Source organism: Winogradskyella poriferorum, from assembly GCF_036553625.1.
Classification (GTDB): Bacteria; Bacteroidota; Bacteroidia; order Flavobacteriales; family Flavobacteriaceae; genus Winogradskyella; species Winogradskyella poriferorum.
The window spans coordinates 707,514-726,632 of sequence record NZ_JAZHOU010000001.1; the positions used below are offsets into that span (position 1 = coordinate 707,514).

19 protein-coding genes are annotated in these 19,119 nt (G+C 32.8%); 8 read left to right on the plus strand and 11 right to left on the minus strand.

Annotated elements, in window-relative coordinates:
• Positions 1-20: 20 nt before the first annotated feature.
• From V1468_RS03265 to V1468_RS03275, 3 genes are read left to right on the plus strand one after another with little or no spacing between them, the layout of a single operon-like run.
• The gene (locus V1468_RS03265) at positions 21-479 is read left to right on the plus strand and encodes a DUF1801 domain-containing protein (RefSeq protein WP_331808820.1); all 459 of its coding nucleotides are present in this window, start codon (positions 21-23) and stop codon (positions 477-479) included.
• 1 nt (position 480) lies between these two features.
• Positions 481-867 (plus strand): VOC family protein, encoded by a 387-nt coding sequence (locus V1468_RS03270; protein WP_331808821.1) that lies wholly within the window; start codon positions 481-483, stop codon positions 865-867.
• A gap of 55 nt (positions 868-922) precedes the next feature.
• Entirely contained in the window at positions 923-1,465 is a 543-nt protein-coding gene (locus V1468_RS03275) for a hypothetical protein (protein WP_331808822.1), read from the plus strand.
• Between the two features lie 37 nt (positions 1,466-1,502).
• Here V1468_RS03275 and V1468_RS03280 read toward each other — a convergent pair whose 3' ends face one another.
• From V1468_RS03280 to V1468_RS03295, 4 genes are read right to left on the minus strand one after another with little or no spacing between them, the layout of a single operon-like run.
• Entirely contained in the window at positions 1,503-2,528 is a 1,026-nt protein-coding gene (locus V1468_RS03280) for a carboxypeptidase-like regulatory domain-containing protein (RefSeq protein WP_331808823.1), read from the minus strand.
• Complete coding sequence (locus V1468_RS03285; RefSeq protein WP_331808824.1) at positions 2,518-4,347, minus strand: lysophospholipid acyltransferase family protein; 1,830 nt, start codon at positions 4,345-4,347, stop codon at positions 2,518-2,520. The genes V1468_RS03280 and V1468_RS03285 overlap by 11 nt, the downstream gene beginning before the upstream one ends.
• Positions 4,348-4,366: 19 nt before the next feature.
• A complete protein-coding gene (locus V1468_RS03290; protein WP_331808825.1) occupies positions 4,367-5,617 on the minus strand; it encodes an aspartate kinase in 1,251 nt (416 codons plus the stop codon).
• Entirely contained in the window at positions 5,604-6,092 is a 489-nt protein-coding gene (locus V1468_RS03295; protein ID WP_331808826.1) for a GNAT family N-acetyltransferase, read from the minus strand. Before V1468_RS03295 ends, V1468_RS03290 begins: the two co-directional genes overlap by 14 nt.
• 166 nt (positions 6,093-6,258) lie before the next feature.
• Here V1468_RS03295 and fbp point away from each other — a divergent pair, with 166 nt between their 5' ends.
• A complete protein-coding gene (gene fbp, locus V1468_RS03300; protein ID WP_331808827.1) occupies positions 6,259-7,266 on the plus strand; it encodes a class 1 fructose-bisphosphatase in 1,008 nt (335 codons plus the stop codon).
• Between the two features lie 91 nt (positions 7,267-7,357).
• Here fbp and V1468_RS03305 read toward each other — a convergent pair whose 3' ends face one another.
• Complete coding sequence (locus V1468_RS03305) at positions 7,358-7,789, minus strand: TerB family tellurite resistance protein (RefSeq protein ID WP_331808828.1); 432 nt, start codon at positions 7,787-7,789, stop codon at positions 7,358-7,360.
• 201 nt (positions 7,790-7,990) lie between these two features.
• Between V1468_RS03305 and mfd the strand changes: the two genes are divergently transcribed.
• Genes mfd through V1468_RS03320 form a run of 3 tightly spaced genes read left to right on the plus strand, consistent with a single transcriptional unit; the run spans position 7,991 to position 13,265 of the window.
• The gene (mfd, locus tag V1468_RS03310) at positions 7,991-11,329 is read left to right on the plus strand and encodes a transcription-repair coupling factor (protein WP_331808829.1); all 3,339 of its coding nucleotides are present in this window, start codon (positions 7,991-7,993) and stop codon (positions 11,327-11,329) included.
• A 41-nt stretch (positions 11,330-11,370) separates the two neighbouring features.
• Positions 11,371-12,672, plus strand: a complete 1,302-nt coding sequence (locus V1468_RS03315) for a TlpA family protein disulfide reductase (protein WP_331808830.1) — start codon at positions 11,371-11,373, stop codon at positions 12,670-12,672.
• A complete protein-coding gene (locus tag V1468_RS03320; RefSeq protein ID WP_331808831.1) occupies positions 12,672-13,265 on the plus strand; it encodes a hypothetical protein in 594 nt (197 codons plus the stop codon). Before V1468_RS03315 ends, V1468_RS03320 begins: the two co-directional genes overlap by 1 nt.
• A gap of 48 nt (positions 13,266-13,313) precedes the next feature.
• Here the strand turns inward: V1468_RS03320 and V1468_RS03325 are convergent, their stop codons facing one another.
• Positions 13,314-14,258, minus strand: coding sequence for a nicotinic acid mononucleotide adenyltransferase (locus tag V1468_RS03325; protein WP_331808832.1), 945 nt, complete (start codon positions 14,256-14,258; stop codon positions 13,314-13,316).
• A gap of 133 nt (positions 14,259-14,391) precedes the next feature.
• On the opposite strand from V1468_RS03325, the gene V1468_RS03330 reads away from it, so the two are divergent.
• Positions 14,392-15,393, plus strand: a complete 1,002-nt coding sequence (locus V1468_RS03330) for an NAD(P)H-dependent glycerol-3-phosphate dehydrogenase (protein WP_331808833.1) — start codon at positions 14,392-14,394, stop codon at positions 15,391-15,393.
• 116 nt (positions 15,394-15,509) lie between these two features.
• On the opposite strand, the gene V1468_RS03335 is transcribed toward V1468_RS03330, so the two are convergent.
• The 5 genes from V1468_RS03335 to V1468_RS03355 are packed head-to-tail and all read right to left on the minus strand — an operon-like array spanning position 15,510 to position 19,117.
• On the minus strand, positions 15,510-15,905 hold the full coding sequence (locus tag V1468_RS03335) for a hypothetical protein (protein WP_331808834.1): 396 nt from the start codon (positions 15,903-15,905) through the stop codon (positions 15,510-15,512).
• A 17-nt stretch (positions 15,906-15,922) separates the two neighbouring features.
• Positions 15,923-16,513, minus strand: a complete 591-nt coding sequence (locus tag V1468_RS03340) for a TetR/AcrR family transcriptional regulator (RefSeq protein WP_331808835.1) — start codon at positions 16,511-16,513, stop codon at positions 15,923-15,925.
• 18 nt (positions 16,514-16,531) lie between these two features.
• Complete coding sequence (locus tag V1468_RS03345) at positions 16,532-17,347, minus strand: universal stress protein (protein ID WP_331808836.1); 816 nt, start codon at positions 17,345-17,347, stop codon at positions 16,532-16,534.
• A 55-nt stretch (positions 17,348-17,402) separates the two neighbouring features.
• Positions 17,403-17,693: a DUF3861 domain-containing protein gene (locus V1468_RS03350; RefSeq protein WP_331808837.1), complete on the minus strand. Its 291-nt coding sequence runs from the start codon at positions 17,691-17,693 to the stop codon at positions 17,403-17,405.
• Between the two features lie 14 nt (positions 17,694-17,707).
• On the minus strand, positions 17,708-19,117 hold the full coding sequence (locus V1468_RS03355) for an efflux transporter outer membrane subunit (RefSeq protein ID WP_331808838.1): 1,410 nt from the start codon (positions 19,115-19,117) through the stop codon (positions 17,708-17,710).
• Between the last annotated feature and the right edge of the window lie 2 nt (positions 19,118-19,119).

The following is a 19,119-nucleotide window of genomic DNA, read 5'->3' on the forward strand; positions in this document are numbered from 1 at the left end:
CTACTAAATCAATCTATAAAATGCAATACGACGCAACATCACCAGAAGATTATATAAGCCAGGTGCCAGAAGAACGACAAGACACGCTCAAAAAACTTCGTAAGGTTATAAAGGATAACTTACCCACAGGGTTTGAAGAAGGCATGCAATACAAAATGATTGGCTACTACGTGCCTCACTCAGTTTATCCTGATGGTTATCATTGTGATCCAAAAACACCTTTGCCATTTATGAGTTTTGCGTCTCAAAAAAACTCTGTAAACTTATACCATATGGGCATTTATGCTAAGAAAGAATTACTGGATTGGTTTGTTGGTGAGTATCCTAAGCATTGTAAACGCAAATTAGATATGGGTAAAAGTTGTATTCGTTTTAAAAAAATGGATGAAATACCATTTGAACTTATTGGTGAACTTACTAAAAAGATGAGTGGTGAAGAATGGATAAATATTTATGAATCAACCTTAAAGAAAAAATAAAATGAAAAAACGAGTAACAGGAATTGGTGGATTATTTTTTAAAACAAAAGATCCGCAAGCCTCAAAAGATTGGTATAAAAAACACCTAGGTTTTAACACTGATGCCTATGGTTGTACATTTTGGTGGAAAGACCAAGATGGTAACGATTGTTCTACACAATGGAGTCCGTTTGCAGAGGATACAAAATACTATGAGCCTTCTAAAAAAGACTTTATGTTTAACTATAGAGTAGAAAATTTAAAAGAATTACTAGTGACTTTAAAGGAAGAAGGTGTCACAATAGTAGGCGAAATGGAAGAATACGATTACGGAAAATTTGGTTGGATATTAGACAATGATGGTAACAAAATAGAACTTTGGGAACCTGTAGATCAGGCATTTAAATAATTCTGTAACGATTTAATACATTCTTCTACAAATAATTACACTAAAACCATTGACAATGACTGAAGAAAACAAAAATTTAGAAGACAAAGCAAATGATGCTGTAGAAAAAGCTAAAGAAACTATTAATGAAACTTCAGAAACTACTTCTGAAAAAGCAAAAGACTTACATGAGAGTGCTTCTGAAGCTTTAGATGCTGCAAAGGAAAAAGCGGGAGAACTTGCTGATGATGCCAAAGAATTATTCGGAAAAGCTAAAGACAAAGCAACTGAGTTTCTTAATGAAGATGCTAAAGAAATTTACAGCAATGCTAAAGAAAAAGCTTCTGAATTTACCGAAGAAGCAGAAGAAAAGTTAGATAAGTTTACTGATTCTGCTAAAGAAAAGGCGGCGGAATTTGCTGAAGATGCCAAAGAAACTTATGAGGAAGCTAAGGTTAAAGCCAAAGAGTTTGCAAATGAGGCTAGTGAAAAAATAAGTGAATTTGCTGATGAAGCAGAGGAAAAACTAGAAGACTTAGCAGAAGATGCAAAAGAAACCTATAACGAAGCTAAAGAAAAAACCAAAGGCTTTTTTAGTAAGTTATTCGGCAAGAAGTAATTATTGAATCCTTGGAATTCTTAAAACTCAGAATTATTTAGTTCTGAGTTTCTTTTTTTGTACTCAACCCGTAATCCAAAGGCAAAGTATCTCCCATACGCTGGCTTCCCATGGCTCCATTAAAATAAACACCTCTTATAGCCGAATAATTTCCGTATGCATCTAACAAAAAGCTATCTACGTATACATTTATATCACTCTGCTCTTTTCGGTCGTATAAAATAGATACTTTTTGTTTTAGTGAAACCTCTTTAAGACCAGAACTATCTTTTTCTTCAATTCTAAAATACTTATACTCACCTACCTTAAAGCCCTGACTATAAATCTCATAACCCTCTTCTTTAAGATTTTTATGAAACAAAGCTCTCATAAAATGCTGTACAGATCCTTTATATACTTTCTCTCGTGCTCTTTTTGTCCTTTTTTTATCTGACTTTTCTAGGTTTTTGTAGTATGATGTGCCAGCATAAGCTACCCTATCTAAGGCAAAATCTTGCTCTTTTAAATTAGCGAATCGGAAAATAGCCTCAAAGTCTATCATATCAAAAGATATCTCGTACTGAAGGGCTTTGTTCTTTATAATTATAGGTACATCTGCACTTGCGTATAATGTTTTCTTTTGTTTATCGTAGCGTAAAAAGATGTCTTTCTCGTTTAAAATCTTACAGGATTTCCCATACTTTGAACTTCCTAAAAACTCTTTTCTAAATAGACGAAGCTTTTGTCTTCTGGTTAATCCGTCGTCAAAGTCTATAAACACCTCATCCAGACTTACATCTGTAGACTTTAGTTTTATTGTTATATCGCTCTTGGTTCTATAATCTTCAATAATTACTTTTTCGTAACCCAAATAAGAAATGACTAAAGGAGATTGTATTGCGTCAGAATAACTTATGGAAAATTTCCCTTTAGCATCCGTAGTAGTTCCAATAGTTGTGTTATCAAAATAAACAGCTACAGTTTCTAGAGGGTTATTGGTTGAGGCATCTAAAATAATACCTGTTATTGTTTGAGAAAAACAAAGTGTTGGAAGTAGTAGAAAAAATAATAATCTACTTATCATTACTATCCATAAATTTACGTTCTAGCTCCGCCTGAAACTCTTCCATAACAGGTCTTACCGTACTTTCTGGTAAATCAGCAATCTTAATATACATTAATCCATCTACGGCATTATTAAACAATGGATCTACATTAAATGCTACAATTTTTGCATTCTGTTTAATGTACTTTTTTAACAATACAGGCAGACGTAATGCGCCTGGTTCTACCTCATCAATCAGCTTGTCTAGTTTATTTAAATCTGCTTCAGCTTCATCAAAAACAAACTCTTTATCAGCATCCTTTAATTTCACCTTAAACTCTTTTTTAGGATGCACATATTGCGCTACATAAGGATCGTAGTAATGCGATTTCATAAACTCAATCATCAAACTCTTTGAAAAGTTTGAAAATTGATTACTAATACTTACACCGCCTATTAAATACTTGTGCTCTGGAAAACGTAATGTAGTATGTACAATTCCTTTCCAAAGTAAGAATAATGGCATTGGTTTTTGTTGGTATTCTTTGATGATAAAAGCACGACCCATTTCTATAGATTGGCTCATCATTTTGTATAGTTCTGGCTCAAAGCGGAATAAATCTTGAAGATAGAACCCATCTATGCCATAACGCTCAAAAATATCAGAGCCTAGACCCATTCTGTAAGCGCCTGCCACTATATTTTTATCACTATCCCATAAAAACATATGATGGTAGTAGGTATCAAACTGATCTAAATCCGTCGCTTCATTTGTGCCTTCACCAACTTCTCTAAAAGTAATCTCTCTTAACCTACCAAGTTCACTCAAAATATTAGGCATATCATTGGCAGAAGCTAAAAACACTTCATAATTTTTGCTAGCCAACAATCTGCAATCTTTTTCTCTTAAACTTTCTACCTCAGCTACCATAAGTTTGGTATCTATTGGAGTAACAATACGTTTTGGAGGTTTTGGCACTTTTACGGTAGACTTAATGTTATCTAAGATCTTAGGCTTATCTTCAAAAGTCTTAGAAAGCATATATGTTTTTCTACGTAAGAAATCTGTGAAATCCTCTAATGTTTCATGCTCTTTTTGGTCATTTACAGAGATTGGCCTACCTATTCTTACTTTAATAGTTCTTCGTTTTTGCGTCAGTAACTCTGAAGGTAATTTGGCCGTTCTTAACGTATCACTAATTTTTGAAAGTCTATAAAACAACCTACTGTTTTTAGCATGAAAATAAATTGGAACAACAGGTACTTCTGCCTTTTTAATAAGCTTCATAGCGGCTTCTTCCCATGGTTTATCAACCACTAACTTACCATCTCTGTATGTAGACACTTCACCTGCTGGAAAAACACCTAAAGGGTGTCCTTCTTTTAAATGTAAGATTGCATTTTTAAAACCTGTTATGCTACTTTTTGCATCCTTTCTATCTTCAAAAGGATTTACAGGCATTATATAGGGTTTTAATGGTTCTATGCGATGTAAGAGAAAATTGGCAATAATCTTAAAATCGTCACGCTGCTCAAGCATTAGTTTTAAAAGTAAAATACCATCTATTCCTCCTAATGGATGGTTAGATATCGTAATATAAGCACCATCTTTAGGTAGACGTTTTAGATCTTCTTCTGGAATTTCAAATTTAATCTGAAAATCATCTAACAATGCATTTAAGAATTCTAACTCAGACTTATGTTTATTACGCTTGTATATCTTATTAATCGTAGAAATTTTTAGTACTTTCATTAGAAGCCATCCAAAGAAAGTACCCAGAAAACCATATTTGTCTGCATTAATAGCCTTTGCGACTTCCTTTGCTGTTACTAATCCCATATCAGATGATTTCCTCATAAAACAAATGTAGTAAATGTTATTTAGTTACAATTTGAACTGTTTCTCTTGTTAGTTGCTTAAGCAACACAGTTTTATCTTTTTCAAGCCCATTTATAGCTTCTTCATTATAGTGCCTAATAGTATAAAGACTAACATTATCATAACAGGTTACATTAAACTTAGCCTTTAAATGTTGCAACAATTTATCACGATTATTGTAAATATTATCTATACAAACCGAAAAACTTATTGCTGAGTTTTGAATTACATCTACTTTCATCTTGTATAGGTGTAATAAACTAAATATCTCACTAATATTTTCTTCAACTATATACGAAAAGTCTAAAGATGATAATGAAATTAAAATCTGATTCTTCTTAACTATAAAACAAGGCACTTCTGGCTCTATAGCTTTTCCTTTACTTACACAAGTGCCTTCTGCCCTTGGATTTAAAAACGATTTTACATACAGCGGAATTTCCTTTTGCTGTAGTGGTTGCAAGGTTTTTGGATGAATTACAGATGCACCATAAAATGCTAACTCAATAGCTTCTCTGTAGGAAATTTGGTTGAGTAACTGAGCATTTTCAAAATAACGTGGATCTGCGTTTAATACACCTGGAACGTCTTTCCAAATGGTAACACTATTGGCATTGAGGCAATAGGCAAAAATTGCTGCAGTATAATCACTGCCTTCGCGCCCTAGAGTTGTTGTAAAATTATTAGAATCGCTACCCAAAAATCCTTGTGTAATATTCAGTACCGATTTATTAAATTTTGAAGAAATATACTCTTGGGTCTCATCCCAATTAACATTAGCGCGTCTGTAGTAGTTATCTGTCTTTATGTATTCTCTTACATCTAACCACGTATTTTTTATACCTATTTCATTAAGATAATGACTAATTATTGTAGTAGATATTAACTCACCAAAACCAATAGTTTGATCATAAACGTAATTGTAATCTGGCGATTTATTGCTTTTAAAAAACAGATTTAATTCATCAAAAAGGGCTTTTACAGCAGTGAACACCTGATGTCTTTCATTATCGAATAAATCTAACAGAATCTCATTGTGATATTTTATAACATCATGAATAGAGCTTTGTAATTCACCTTTATTTTCAAAATAATTTTTGATGACCACTTCCATAGCATTAGTTGTTTTTCCCATAGCAGAAACAACCACCAATGTATTTTCATAACCCGTTTCTTTTAAAACAGAAGCTAAATTTTTTACACCATCTGCGTCTTTTACAGAAGCACCACCAAATTTATAAACGCGCATCACAATTCTTTAAATAGTTTTCTATAGCTTTTTCATCTAAATGAACAACATCCCAATCTCTCATTACATTTGCTCCTTTATTTTCATAAAAATTTATTGCAGGCTCGTTCCAATCCAATACCTCCCAACTAATACGTTTTACACCAAGAAATTTTCCGTAAGCAACAACTTTATCTAACAGTAAAGTTCCTAGATTTTTTCCTCTTTGAGATTCACTTACAATTAAGTCCTCTAAATGCAAAACCTCTCCTTTCCAAGTAGAATACCTCTTGTAAACTAAAGCCATACCTTCAACCTTATTATCAACTTCTATAACAAAACAAGTAAATTTTGGATTGTCACTAAACCCATCAGACTCTAATAGTTCTTGGGTTACCTCTACAGCTTCTGGTTCTTTTTCAAAAATTGCTAGCTCGTTAATGAGTTCTAGCACTCTTGGCATATCGGTTTTTTTTGCAAGTCTTGGTTGGTTCATTTTTCTTGTTTAGAGAACTCAAATATAGTTTAAAATTCATTGTTTAATTTCATACAGATTTCTTTAAAAAGACACTTTATCAAATTCTTAATGAGTTTAATCTACGAAAACGTTATAGTTTGTTAAAAAATGCGATATTTGTTGCTATTAACCAATATAATGCTTCATGTCTCAACGCAAACAAACGCTTGGTGAATTTATAATTGAAAACCAAGCTTCCTTTAAATATACATCAGGAGAACTTTCTCGTCTTATTAATTCTATTAGGCTTGCCGCTAAGGTTGTAAACCATGAAGTTAATAAAGCTGGTCTAGTTGATATTCTTGGAGCTGCTGGTGACACGAATGTGCAAGGTGAAGATCAGCAAAAATTAGATGTGTATGCTAATACCAAGTTTATACAAACAATGACAAAAAGAAACATTGTTTGTGGTATTGCCAGTGAAGAAGAAGATGATTTTATAACTATCAATAGTCAAGATGAAAACCACCAAAACAAATATGTGGTTTTAATAGATCCTTTAGATGGATCTAGTAATATAGATGTTAACGTTTCTGTAGGTACTATTTTTTCTATTTACAGACGTGTTACTCCTGTAGGAACACCTGTAACTATAGAGGATTTTCTTCAAAAAGGAAATCACCAAGTTGCAGCTGGATATATTATTTATGGTACATCTACTATGTTAGTATATACCACAGGACATGGTGTTAACGGATTTACTTTAAATCCTGCTATTGGATCATTTTATTTATCGCATCCTGACATGCAATTCCCAGAAGATGGAAGAATTTATTCTGTTAACGAAGGTAACTACATTCATTTCCCAAAAGGCATAAAAGATTATATAAAGTATTGCCAAATGGAGGAAGGAGACAGACCGTATACAAGTAGATATATTGGGTCTTTGGTTTCTGACTTTCATAGAAACATGATAAAAGGTGGTATATACATGTATCCTAAAAGCTCTAAAGCCAGCAACGGAAAGTTAAGATTGTTGTACGAGTGTAATCCTATGGCTTTTTTAGCAGAACAAGCCAATGGAAAAGCAAGTGATGGTTTCAATAGAATTTTAGATATACAACCTACAGAATTACACCAACGTGTTCCATTTATATGTGGTAGTAAAAATATGGTTGAGAAAGCTGAAGAATTTATGAGAGCCGCTGAATAAGAATAAATTAGGATTCTTCTTTAAGATAAAGGCATAAAAAAAGCAACTTCAATACTGAAGTTGCTTTTTTATTTTAATACGATAAATAAACTTATTTGTTCATGTTTTTCATTTCATCAACAAATGTTTCCAAGTCTACTTTTTCGTAAGCTAGAGCTAAAGCTTTATCTGCAATATACTTTACATTTTGAGCATGAAAACCTAAGCCTACACATATTTTTTCTAATAACCAATGTTGATTAGGTCCTTCGATATCATCTACCCAAACCATGCGTGCCAAATCATATAAACGCTCTAAGCGCTTGTCGTATGATGTTGGTGGATTAATTGGATGAGATTTGTAATCTTTAAGTATTTCTTTATACTCAATCTCCGTAATATCTAGTCTTGTCGCTAATCGGTCTAAAAACGCTTTTTCAGCATCGCTAATTACACCATCACTCATCGCTACTCTAACTATTGCAGCAAAATGATCCTCATTACGTTTTTTAAAACCACTATCGAATAAATCTGAAAATGACATAGTATATGTTTTTTTAATGGGCACAAATATACTCTAAACCAAAAGGTTTTAAAATGAAAATCTAAAGATTTTTATATCTATTGTTAAAGACAATTATAGAGCCTCGAAGAAAACGTCTTTAGGAGTAAAGAATATTCTATTTTGAAACATTTAATCAAAACATACTTATATTTGCCTTTTTACTTAATAAGGGAAAATCTAGTGAGCAAAACTCTAATCTCGCAAACCTTTTCACAGACTTTGCAACTGCAAAATCTGCAGAATGCTATTGCCAAAACTCAAAATAAAACACACCTAAAAGGCCTTGTAGGATCATCTTTCTCTATTGTTGCTTCTGAAGTCTTTAAATCTGTAGAAAAGCCATTTTTACTCATTTTTGATGACAAAGAAGAAGCTGCCTATTACCTCAACGATTTAGAACAACTCATCAATGATAAGGATGTTTTATTCTATCCTGGTAGTTATCGCAGACCATATCAAATTGAGGAAACCAACAATGCCAATGTGCTTTTAAGAGCAGAAGTACTTAACCGTATTAATTCTCGCAAAAAGCCATGCATTATTGTTACCTATCCTGATGCGCTTTTTGAAAAAGTTGTTACCAAAAAAGAACTAGAAAAAAATACTTTAAAAATTGCTGTAGGTAATGAATTGAGTATCGATTTTGTTAACGAAGTTCTTTTTGAATACAAATTTAAACGTGTAGATTTTGTTACAGAACCAGGAGAGTTTTCTGTAAGAGGTGGAATCATCGATGTCTTTTCTTTTTCACACGATGAACCTTATCGTATTGAATTTTTTGGCGATGAAGTGGATAGTATTAGAACTTTTGATGTAGAAACACAGCTTTCTACAGAAAAAATTAAAAAAGTTAGCATTATTCCAAATGTGGCTAACAAGCAAATTGCCGAACAACGTGAAAGCTTCTTAAAATATATTTCTAGCAAGACAGTTCTATTTGCAAAAAATCCTTCATTTATTTTCTCAAGAATTGATGAGTTTTTCAGAAAGGCTGAAGAGGCTTTCAAAAATTTATCTACTGAAATTAAGCACGCAGTTCCTGAAGAATTGTTTTGTAATTCAGAATTACTCAAACGACAATTTTTAGATTATAATTTAGTTGAGTTTGGGACAGCACCAATACTTAGTAATAATGTAATTGCTTTCAACACCAAACCTCAACCATCATTTAACAAACAATTCAACATATTAATTGAAGACTTAAATGAAAACCACAGCAACGGTATTACCAATTACATTGCCTGTGTAAGCGAACAGCAAGCCAAACGTTTTCATGATATTTTTGATGATGCTGAACAGGAGGAAATTCATTATAATACAGTCGTATTATCACTTTATCAAGGTTTTATAGATAGCGACAATAAAATTGCGGTTTATACAGACCATCAGATTTTTGATCGTTATCATAAGTTTCATCTAAAAAATGGTTACGCCAAAAAGCAAGCCATTACGCTTAAGGAGCTCACCAACTTAGAAGTCGGAGATTATGTTACGCACATAGACCATGGTATTGGAAGGTTTGGAGGACTTCAAAAAATAGATGTTGAAGGCAAAAAGCAAGAAGCCATAAAATTAGTGTATGGCGAACGCGATGTGCTGTATTTAAGTATACATTCTCTTCATAAAATCACCAAGTTTAATGGTAAAGATGGTAAACCTCCTAAAGTTTACAAACTAGGAAGTAAAGCATGGAAAACACTTAAACAAAAAACCAAATCTCGTGTTAAGGAAATAGCCTTTAACCTTATTAAACTTTACGCCAAACGTAAATTAAAGAAAGGGTTTCAGTATGCTCCAGACAGCCACATGCAACACGAACTTGAAGCATCTTTTATATACGAAGACACACCAGACCAAATCACTTCTACTGCAGATATAAAAGCCGATATGGAGAGCGAACGACCAATGGATCGTTTAGTTTGTGGTGACGTTGGTTTTGGTAAAACAGAAGTTGCCATAAGAGCAGCTTTTAAAGCGGTAGATAACGGAAAGCAAGTTGCTGTTTTAGTACCAACAACCATTTTGGCTTATCAGCATTACCGAACGTTTAAAGAACGTTTAAAGGATTTTCCGGTTACAGTAGATTATGTTAACCGTTTTAGAACTGCCAAGGAAAAACGAGAAACTTTAGAAAGTCTGGAAAAAGGTGGTGTAGATATTATTATAGGCACACACCAATTGGCTAATAAAACCATAAAATTTAAAGATTTAGGACTGCTCATCGTGGACGAAGAGCAAAAGTTTGGTGTCGCTGTAAAGGAAAAACTAAAGACCATTAAAGAAAATGTTGATGTACTTACACTAACAGCAACACCTATTCCGCGTACATTGCAATTTAGTTTAATGGCTGCCAGAGATTTATCGGTCATTACAACTCCACCACCAAATCGTTATCCTATAGAAAGTCACGTTATTCGTTTTAACGAAGAGACGATTAGAGATGCTGTGAGCTATGAGATTCAACGTGGTGGACAAGTGTTTTTTATTCATAATAGAATAGAGAATATTAAGGAAGTTGCTGGTATGATTCAACGCTTAGTACCTGATGCTAAAATTGCCATAGGTCATGGTCAGTTAGATGGTAAAAAACTAGAGCAATTAATGCTAGCCTTTATGAATGGCGAATTTGATGTTTTAGTAAGTACAACCATTGTAGAAAGTGGTTTAGATGTCCCTAATGCCAATACTATTTTTATTAATAACGCCAATAATTTTGGGTTGAGTGACTTACACCAAATGCGTGGTCGTGTAGGTCGTAGCAACAAAAAGGCATTCTGTTATTTTATAACGCCAGAGTATTCTGCCATGACTACAGATGCACGTAAACGTATACAAGCATTAGAACAATTCACAGAGCTAGGTAGCGGTTTTAATATTGCTATGAAAGATTTAGAAATTCGTGGTGCAGGAGATTTACTTGGTGGTGAGCAAAGTGGTTTTATAAATGATATTGGGTTTGACACCTATCAAAAAATCTTAAATGAAGCCATTGAAGAGCTTAAAGAATCTGAATTTGCTGATTTATACAAAGATGACGGCAAGCCTAAACAATACGTTAAAGATATTACCATAGATACTGATTTTGAATTGCTATTCCCAGATGATTACGTTAACAATATTACAGAACGTTTAAATCTGTACACCAAACTCAACGAGATAAAAACAGAAGAGGAACTTCAGAAATTTGAATCTGAAATTATAGACCGTTTTGGTGAATTACCAACACAAGTTCAGGATTTGTTTGATAGTGTTCGTTTAAAATGGATTGCTGCTAAAATGGGACTTGAAAAAGTGATTATGAAAAAAGGAAAACTTATCGGTTACTTTATTCAAGATCAGAAAAGTAAATTTTATCAGAGTAAAGACTTTAGTAGAGTTTTACAATTTGTACAAATAAATGCTTCAAAATGTAAAATGAAAGAAAAGCAAACCCGAAATGGTTTAAGATTATTAATTACTTTTGATAAGATCAATAATGTATCTGCTGCATTAAGAGCATTGCAACCCATTATGGCTTAATTATTGAGGTTGTTTGTGCATCGAAATTTTAAAATTTAAACATGAAAAAACTAGTTACGTTTCTATTTATTTTTCCGCTTTTAGCTTTTGGACAAAGCGTTAAAGGTACATTTTTACCAGCTGAAGATTTTACATATGCTTTTTTATATGAAGCTACACCAGAAGGTGCTAATTACGTAAGTCATGGTGAGTTAAATACTGAAGGGCAATTTGAAATTAAAATAGATTCCAGCGCAGCACCAGGCATTTATAAGATAGTGTATGCAACACCTCCTGAAGAAAACAACTTCGATTTTATCTATGATGGCAGGGAAACTGTGGCTTTTAAATTTAGTCAAGAAAACGGTGTAGAATTTACCGAGTCTGAAGAAAATAAACTTTGGGCATCTTATATTAAAAGCATGGACATGGTTAATCAAACCATAAGTAATTACTACCAAAAAGACGGAAAAGACAAAAAAGGTTTTAATGCGGTTTTTAAAGTCTTAAAAGATACTCAAACATCATATGAAGCACTGGCTTCGGGACGATTAGCTTCTGCATTTATAACAGCTAACAGACCTTATATCCCAACGGAATATGAAGATTATAACACCTACTCCAAAAATGTAAAAAAACACTATTTCTCTCAAATAGATTTTAGCAACTACATTTTACAGAGCTCTACATTTTTAACGAATAGAGTGATCTCTTATGTTTTTAATATGGTAGAAAATCCTACCGACGACACCTACAAAACCTTGGTAGATGATGTCTATAATGCTATAGATGATAAAGATTTAGAGATAAAAACTTATCTTCTAGAAATAGTATGGCAACGTTTTGTTACTGCAGAAAATAACGATCTAGCCAACTACATTACTGATAAATACTTACTAAACTTAGCCAACACATCTGGTAACAAAGTATTGGCTGAGACTATAACTTCTTATAAAAACACATCTATTGGCACCAAAGCGCCAAATTTTGAAATTACATCTTCGAGTAATACTACAAGCCTTCATGACGTTAAAGGTTCGGAATACTACTTGCTAGTCTTTTGGAGTAGTACTTGTGGACATTGCCTTAATGAACTTCCAAAAGTAAAAGAATTAGTAGCTGATAAAAGCAATATTAAGGTAATTGCCTTTGGTCTTGAAGAAGAGCCATCTAAATGGACGTATGAAATAAAAAAGTACCCTGATTTTGTACACACTATAGGTCTGGGTAAATGGGAAAACCCAATTGTAAAAACTTACGGAATTGCAGCTACACCAATGTATTTCTTATTGAGTAGTGATAAAATTATTATGTCTAAACCGTACTCTTTTGAGGATTTAGAGGTGGTTTTGAAAAGTTTGTAATGTACAGCCTCAAAGAGATAAAAGAAAACTACAGAAGTTTTTCAGACTCGAAGATTGAGAATATTGCCAGAAATGAGTCTAAAGGGTTAAGGAAAGAAGTACTTCATATTCTTAAAGATGAAATTACAAGACGTAATCTTAATCCTAACTTAATTAATTGGATTAATACTGAAGCTAAATCATATGAAGGTTTAGAACGAAAGACTTTATTAAAGGATATTCAAAGTCAAAATTGTCCAAGGTGTAATTATGAAACTAAACTTTATGGCTTTGAAACCAATACAGTCAAATCTTTTCTAATTGCAGCAAGCATTAAAAGAAAAGAGTTTATTCTTTGTATGGATTGTGGCAAGAAAGAAAAGTTAAATGCCATTGTAATTACATTTTTTGCTGGTTGGTGGTCTGGGAGTGGTTTTTTAAAGACACCTTATTACATTCTAACAGATATTTTTAATTTTTTATATATCGATAAAATAAGTGCGAGAATATTAGAAAAATTTATTGATAAATATAATGGAACCTTCAGAAGGCATGGAGCAAATAGCTCTACAATAACAAGACTAATTAATTTAAAAAATAAAAACGCTCAGTAAAGCTAGCGCTTTATCTGAGCGTTTTGAAACTAAATAACCAACCAAAATTTAGCTTCTTGTGTTTTCTCTAGGGTTATCAACCTTAGGTGTTTTTTGTTTACGCTTTTTAGGCATTTCTTCTTTCTTTGCAATGTTACCTTGCGCATCAGAACTTCTATAGTATGCTATATATCCTCTGCCTTCAAACTCATATACTGTTCCAGAATTTGGATGATATAGCTCTATCGTTCCATCATTAATAACGCTGAGTTCAAAGAATTCATTGTCAAAGAAGTCATAATCTAATGTTAATGTTTTTAGGTACATATTTCCTGACACATTACCTACTCCATACACACCTGTGTAATCCCAGTAAATATTATCTGGATTATAGATGTTTACATCTTGAGAACTTCTAAAAGTAGAGTCATTTCCACCAGATAAAAACTGCAAATAATTCTCGTTATCAAACTCATTTATTGCTCCATAGTTACTGGTGTAAACTTTTTCCCAAGCCTCATATTCTTGTAAGAAATAATGAATGTTATCGTAGAACACAAAATCGTAATCAAATGTAGATCTCTGATAGCCATCTAAAAAGTAAGATGTATCATTATATGGGTTATACAATTCAATTGTGTTATGGTCTATTTGATACACATCAAAACTATCATATCCATCAATAATATGGTTAACGTCTAATATCATATCATACGCATCATAGTTTCCTATTTGTACACCAAAACCGTTACCTTGACTGCCAATACCTACCAAATTGTTATTAGCAAAAAGACGACCATTATCAAAAGTTAAGGTAAATGCAATTTGCATAAAAGGTGTTTCTCCATAGCCTTGAGTCGCATTAATATCTACATACCATAAATCGTAAGACTGCAATAATTGATTTAAAGAAATCGCAGGCCCATTATCGTTAATATGTAACTCTTCCGTATAACAAGATGTAAGGAGTGTAGCACTAAGTACAAATCCGAAAAGTAATTTTAATGTCTTCATAATTCAACGGTTTTAAGGGTTACTGTTGTCATAATTTCAAAACCTGTGCCAAATTCAAAATGATGCCTTAGATTGAAGTCTTAAAACAGTTATATTTTATGTATTTTTGAAATACAAAATCGACATATATTCTATGAGGGAATCTAAAAAATATGCTGTATTTGGTGCAGGAAGTTGGGCAACAGCCATTGTAAAAATGCTTTGCGAAAACTTAGATGAAGTAGGTTGGTACATGCGTAGCGTTTACACCAAAGAACATATATTAAAAGAACAACATAATCCTAGTTATTTAAGCTCTGTCGAATTTCATACAGAGCAGTTAAAACTAAGTAATAATATGAATGAAATTGCTGAATGGGCAGATGTACTCATTTTCGCAATTCCATCCGCTTTTATGCACTCTGAGTTAGAAAAACTCACTTCTGATATCAGTAAAAAAATTATCGTTTCTGCAGTAAAAGGCATTATTCCAGAATCTGGATTGTTGGTTGGCGAGCATTTTCATGATATTTATAATATTCCTTTTGAAAATATTGCTGTAATTGCTGGTCCTTGCCATGCTGAGGAAGTTGCTTTAGAGCGTTTATCTTATCTCACCATTTCTTGTGCAGATGCTGATAAAGCAAAAGCTATTGCCAAAAATCTATCGAGCGATTATATAAAAACCAAAATTAGCGATGATATTATTGGTGTAGAATATGCTGTAATGCTAAAAAATATTTATGCCATTGCTGCTGGAATCGCTCATGGATTGGGTTATGGTGACAACTTCCAAAGTGTTTTGATGAGTAATTCTATTCGTGAAATGAAACGTTTTATTAAGAAAATGCACAAAATGAAACGCAACATTAATAACTCTGCGTATTTAGGTGATTTATTGGTAACTGGCTACTCTGTTTTCTCAAGAAATAGAATGTTTGGTAATATGATTGGCAAAGGCTACACCGTAAAATCTGCACAGATGGAAATGAATATGGTAGCCGAAGGTTATTATGCAACTAAAAGTGCTTTTGAACTCAACAAAAAGAATAAAAAGAAAACACGTTTACCTATTATAAACGCTGTTTACGAAGTACTTTACGAGAATAAAAACCCTAAAAAGGTATTTCAAAAATTGACTGAGAAGTTGGATTAACAAATTGCGTTGTCATCCTGAATTTGATTCAGGATCTTACATAAAAATAGATTCCGCTCAAGTGCGGAATGACAAAAATTATACTAATTTAAGAGATTCCTGCTTTCGCAGGAATTTTATTTCACCAAAACACCCTTCAACTGCATTAAAGGAATAGTTTGAAGTGACTTTTCGTTAATGGTGTTTTTTCTGAATAAATACGTTTTATCAAACATCTGATTATCATCAAAAAAAGTAATTTTAAACGAGTTGTTAAGCTCTAAAACCTTTTCTTGTAGATACTCAATCTTGGCATAACTACGCGCTGGTAATTTTGCAAGTGTATGACGCATAGGAGGTGTCATTTTTGTGTCGTTATAGCCTTGTGAAACAATAAGGACAGTATCTAAATCTTTATCTGAATTGTTTATGATATAGGCATTCCAATCTAGAGTTTTATACTCTAAATGTTGTTCTTGTACTACAGCTACGTATACGTCTTTTACTTCAGGTATAGTGATGTCTTTTTTCATGTTGCAAAAATAGCAAACTATTCAAAATATGTATTCTTGTATCCAGAAACCGAAATACCTCTTAAGCTATACACCACAAAGTGATTAAGTAATTCTTCGTTAGTGTATTCTTCCACAAGATTATTGTTTCTATAAGCAACTTCTTCAAAGCGTTTAAAGTAAAGCCCACAAAACAATTGTAAATTAACTTCGGTTTTTACAATCCCTTCCTGCTTAGCTTTCAATAGTAGATTATATATTGTTTCGTTTACAATTTCGTTTCTAAAGTTCTCAAAAATATCATTGGCCTTGGGATAGTACTTTTTCAGCCCAAAAATAAAAGAAGGTTTAAAGTGCTTAAGTCTACCAAAGGCTTTCTCATAAATTTTTATGATTTTAGTTATAGCATCATCTTCCGTTTCTAAAATAGCATTTACCTCTTTTTTAAAATCATCAATTAAAAAAGCAACACTCTCTACAACCAAATGCTCTTTACTCCTAAAGTACTTATAAATTGTTTTTTTAGAAATGCCAACTGATGTTGCTAGTTCGTCTAAGGTGTAACGTTTACTCCCAAACTTTGTAAAACTGTCAACGGCAGCTTTTATCAATTCGCATTTGTCTATCATTACTTGTGTAAGTATATACTATTCTACTGCTATGGATAATAATGGAATATTTATCCCAGAAGCCATAACTCTGGTTTTACTTTTATGAACTATGGATTCCCAAAATCCATATTTTTTAGGAATCATTACTAGTAAATCAGCTTTTGAGGCTTTAATTTCTTTCTCTATTTCTTCGATTACGGCATTAGACTTTACATTTTTGTAAATGTGTGTAATTGGCTCTAATTCGTTATCAATATTTTGTAGCACTTCACCCTTTGATAAAAGTTCGTTTATCTTGTTTTCTACATGAAATACAGTAACATTAGATTGTAATTGCATTGCTATCTGTCTTAATCTTGCTAAAGATTTTAGTGGTATAGCTTCCATTAAATCGCATGCAAAAAGCACATTTTTAATACCAGAAAATTTAGCATTTAATGGCACTGCAAGTACAGGAAACTTTCTCATACTAATCAAGGTTGTAGTAGGGTTTCCTAATAAGTTTTGTTCCATAGATTTTGGAGACATTCCCATAACCAATAAACGCGAATTATTCACCTCCATTAGGTGTTCTATCTCTTGCTCTAAATCAACATACTTACATTCGTACTCAACATCAATATCAAATGCTTTAGATAGGTTTAGTGCTTGGTCCTTTAATTTGTCACTATTCTTCTTAATTAAGCCATCCATAGATTTTACAGTTAACCTAGAGTTTGCAGCATGCACAGGTAGCCTAAAGGCATTAAATAATATCAATTTTGAATTGAATACCTGAGCAAGTGAAGCTGCATATAGTACAGCATTATTAGATCGTTCTGAAAAATTAGTGGCAACTAAGATAGGTCTCATAATTTTGTGTCGATTTTCTTTGTTTTGAAAGTGAATAACTAACAAAACGATTATTCTACATAGCTTTAAGCTTTTTCATGAAATCCGAAAAATGGGGAAAGAAATCTTCGAAAAGTTCGTGCTTTCTGTTTTTTAACATCACTTCACTAAACAACTTTAAACCAACAGCAAATTCAACAGATTCATTGTTATTATCAAATAGGTTTTTAGCCTTTAAGATGTCTATGATATTGAAGATATTATCGTGATTCTCGAATTCAAACTCTAAGTTTTTTTCGGCTACAGATTCATCCTTTAAGACTAATTCTTTAAGGTTGATGCTGTACTTATTATTTTTCTTTCCCATTATTCTTTTAAATTTTATTTCCAGCCTCCACCTAAAGCTTCATAAAGGTTGATAACGCTTAGCAATTGTTGTAATTTGTTATCAATAACGTTTAACTCGGCATTAAGCGCACTTTCTCTTGCGGTTAATAAATCAAGGTAATTAGCTAAACCGTTTTGCAATAATTCTTCTGAGTTTGCTTCTGCTTGTCTTAAGGCTTCAACTTCATTTTTACGGTATTCAAATTTTTCGGTTTCAGCATTGTAAACGTAAAGTGCGTTAGACACTTCGTTACCTGCAGTTAACAAGGTTTTCTTAAAGTTTAAAAGTGCTTGTTCTTGCTGTGCTTTGGCTACTTCGTGCTGTGTTTTTATTTTACGCTGATTAAATATTGGCTGTGTTAAACCACCAATAACTGTTGCAAATAATGAATTAGCATTAAATAATTTATCTAATTCTAAACTTTGAAATCCGCCACTTGCCGTTAAGGTTAACGATGGATAAAAGTTGCTTTTTGCCACATTGGTTAGCTCAAACGCATTGATCAAATTGTACTCTGATGCAATTACATCTGGTCTGTTTCTCAGCAAGGTTGCTGGTACGCCAAGTGTAATCTTTTCATCTAACTGTTGCTCGGTTAACTTACTACGTTCTATTGGTTCTGCTGGTCTTCCTAATAAGAAATTCAACGTGTTTTCGGTTCTAAAAATGGCTGCTTGTAAATCTACTTTTAAGGCTTTGGCATTGTTAAACTGCGCTATGTATTGGTCTACCGCAACTTGTGTGACGTTTCCAGCATCTTTTAACGCCTTAATAGTGTAAACACTACTGTCTCTAGTAGCAATTGTTTTTTCGGTAATCTCTAATTGCTCATCTAACGCTAATAACTGATAATAAGTTGAAGCAATTGCTGAGATTAATTCGGTTTTTACAGCTTTATGCGCTGCTACTGTTTGTAAATAACTAGCTTCACCTGCACGTTTATTACTTCTTATTTTACCCCAAATATCGGCTTCCCAAGATAAACTTCCTGATAATTCATATTGATCTACAGACGAGAAAAAACCACCAAACTGACTGTTTTCAGACAGCTCTTGATACGTTGCTTGGGCTGTACCAGTTAACGTCGGTAAATAACCTGCCTTACCTTGTTTCATGTATGCATTAGCGATAGCAATTTGCTGAATAGCCACACGAATATCTAGGTTGTTTTGAAGACCTTCTTCAATATATTGTGCTAAATATTGGTCTTTAAACATATCTTTCCAAGATACATCGGCTAACGATATACTGTCTTGTGGTAAGTTATCGGTTCTGTACAAATGTTCTGTTTCTTCTAATTCAGGACGTGTGTAATCCTTCGCCACAAAACAACTTTGCAGTGTTAGTGCCAGCATTAAAACTAATGCGCCTTTACTAAAATTTTTATTTATAGTTGATTTCATTT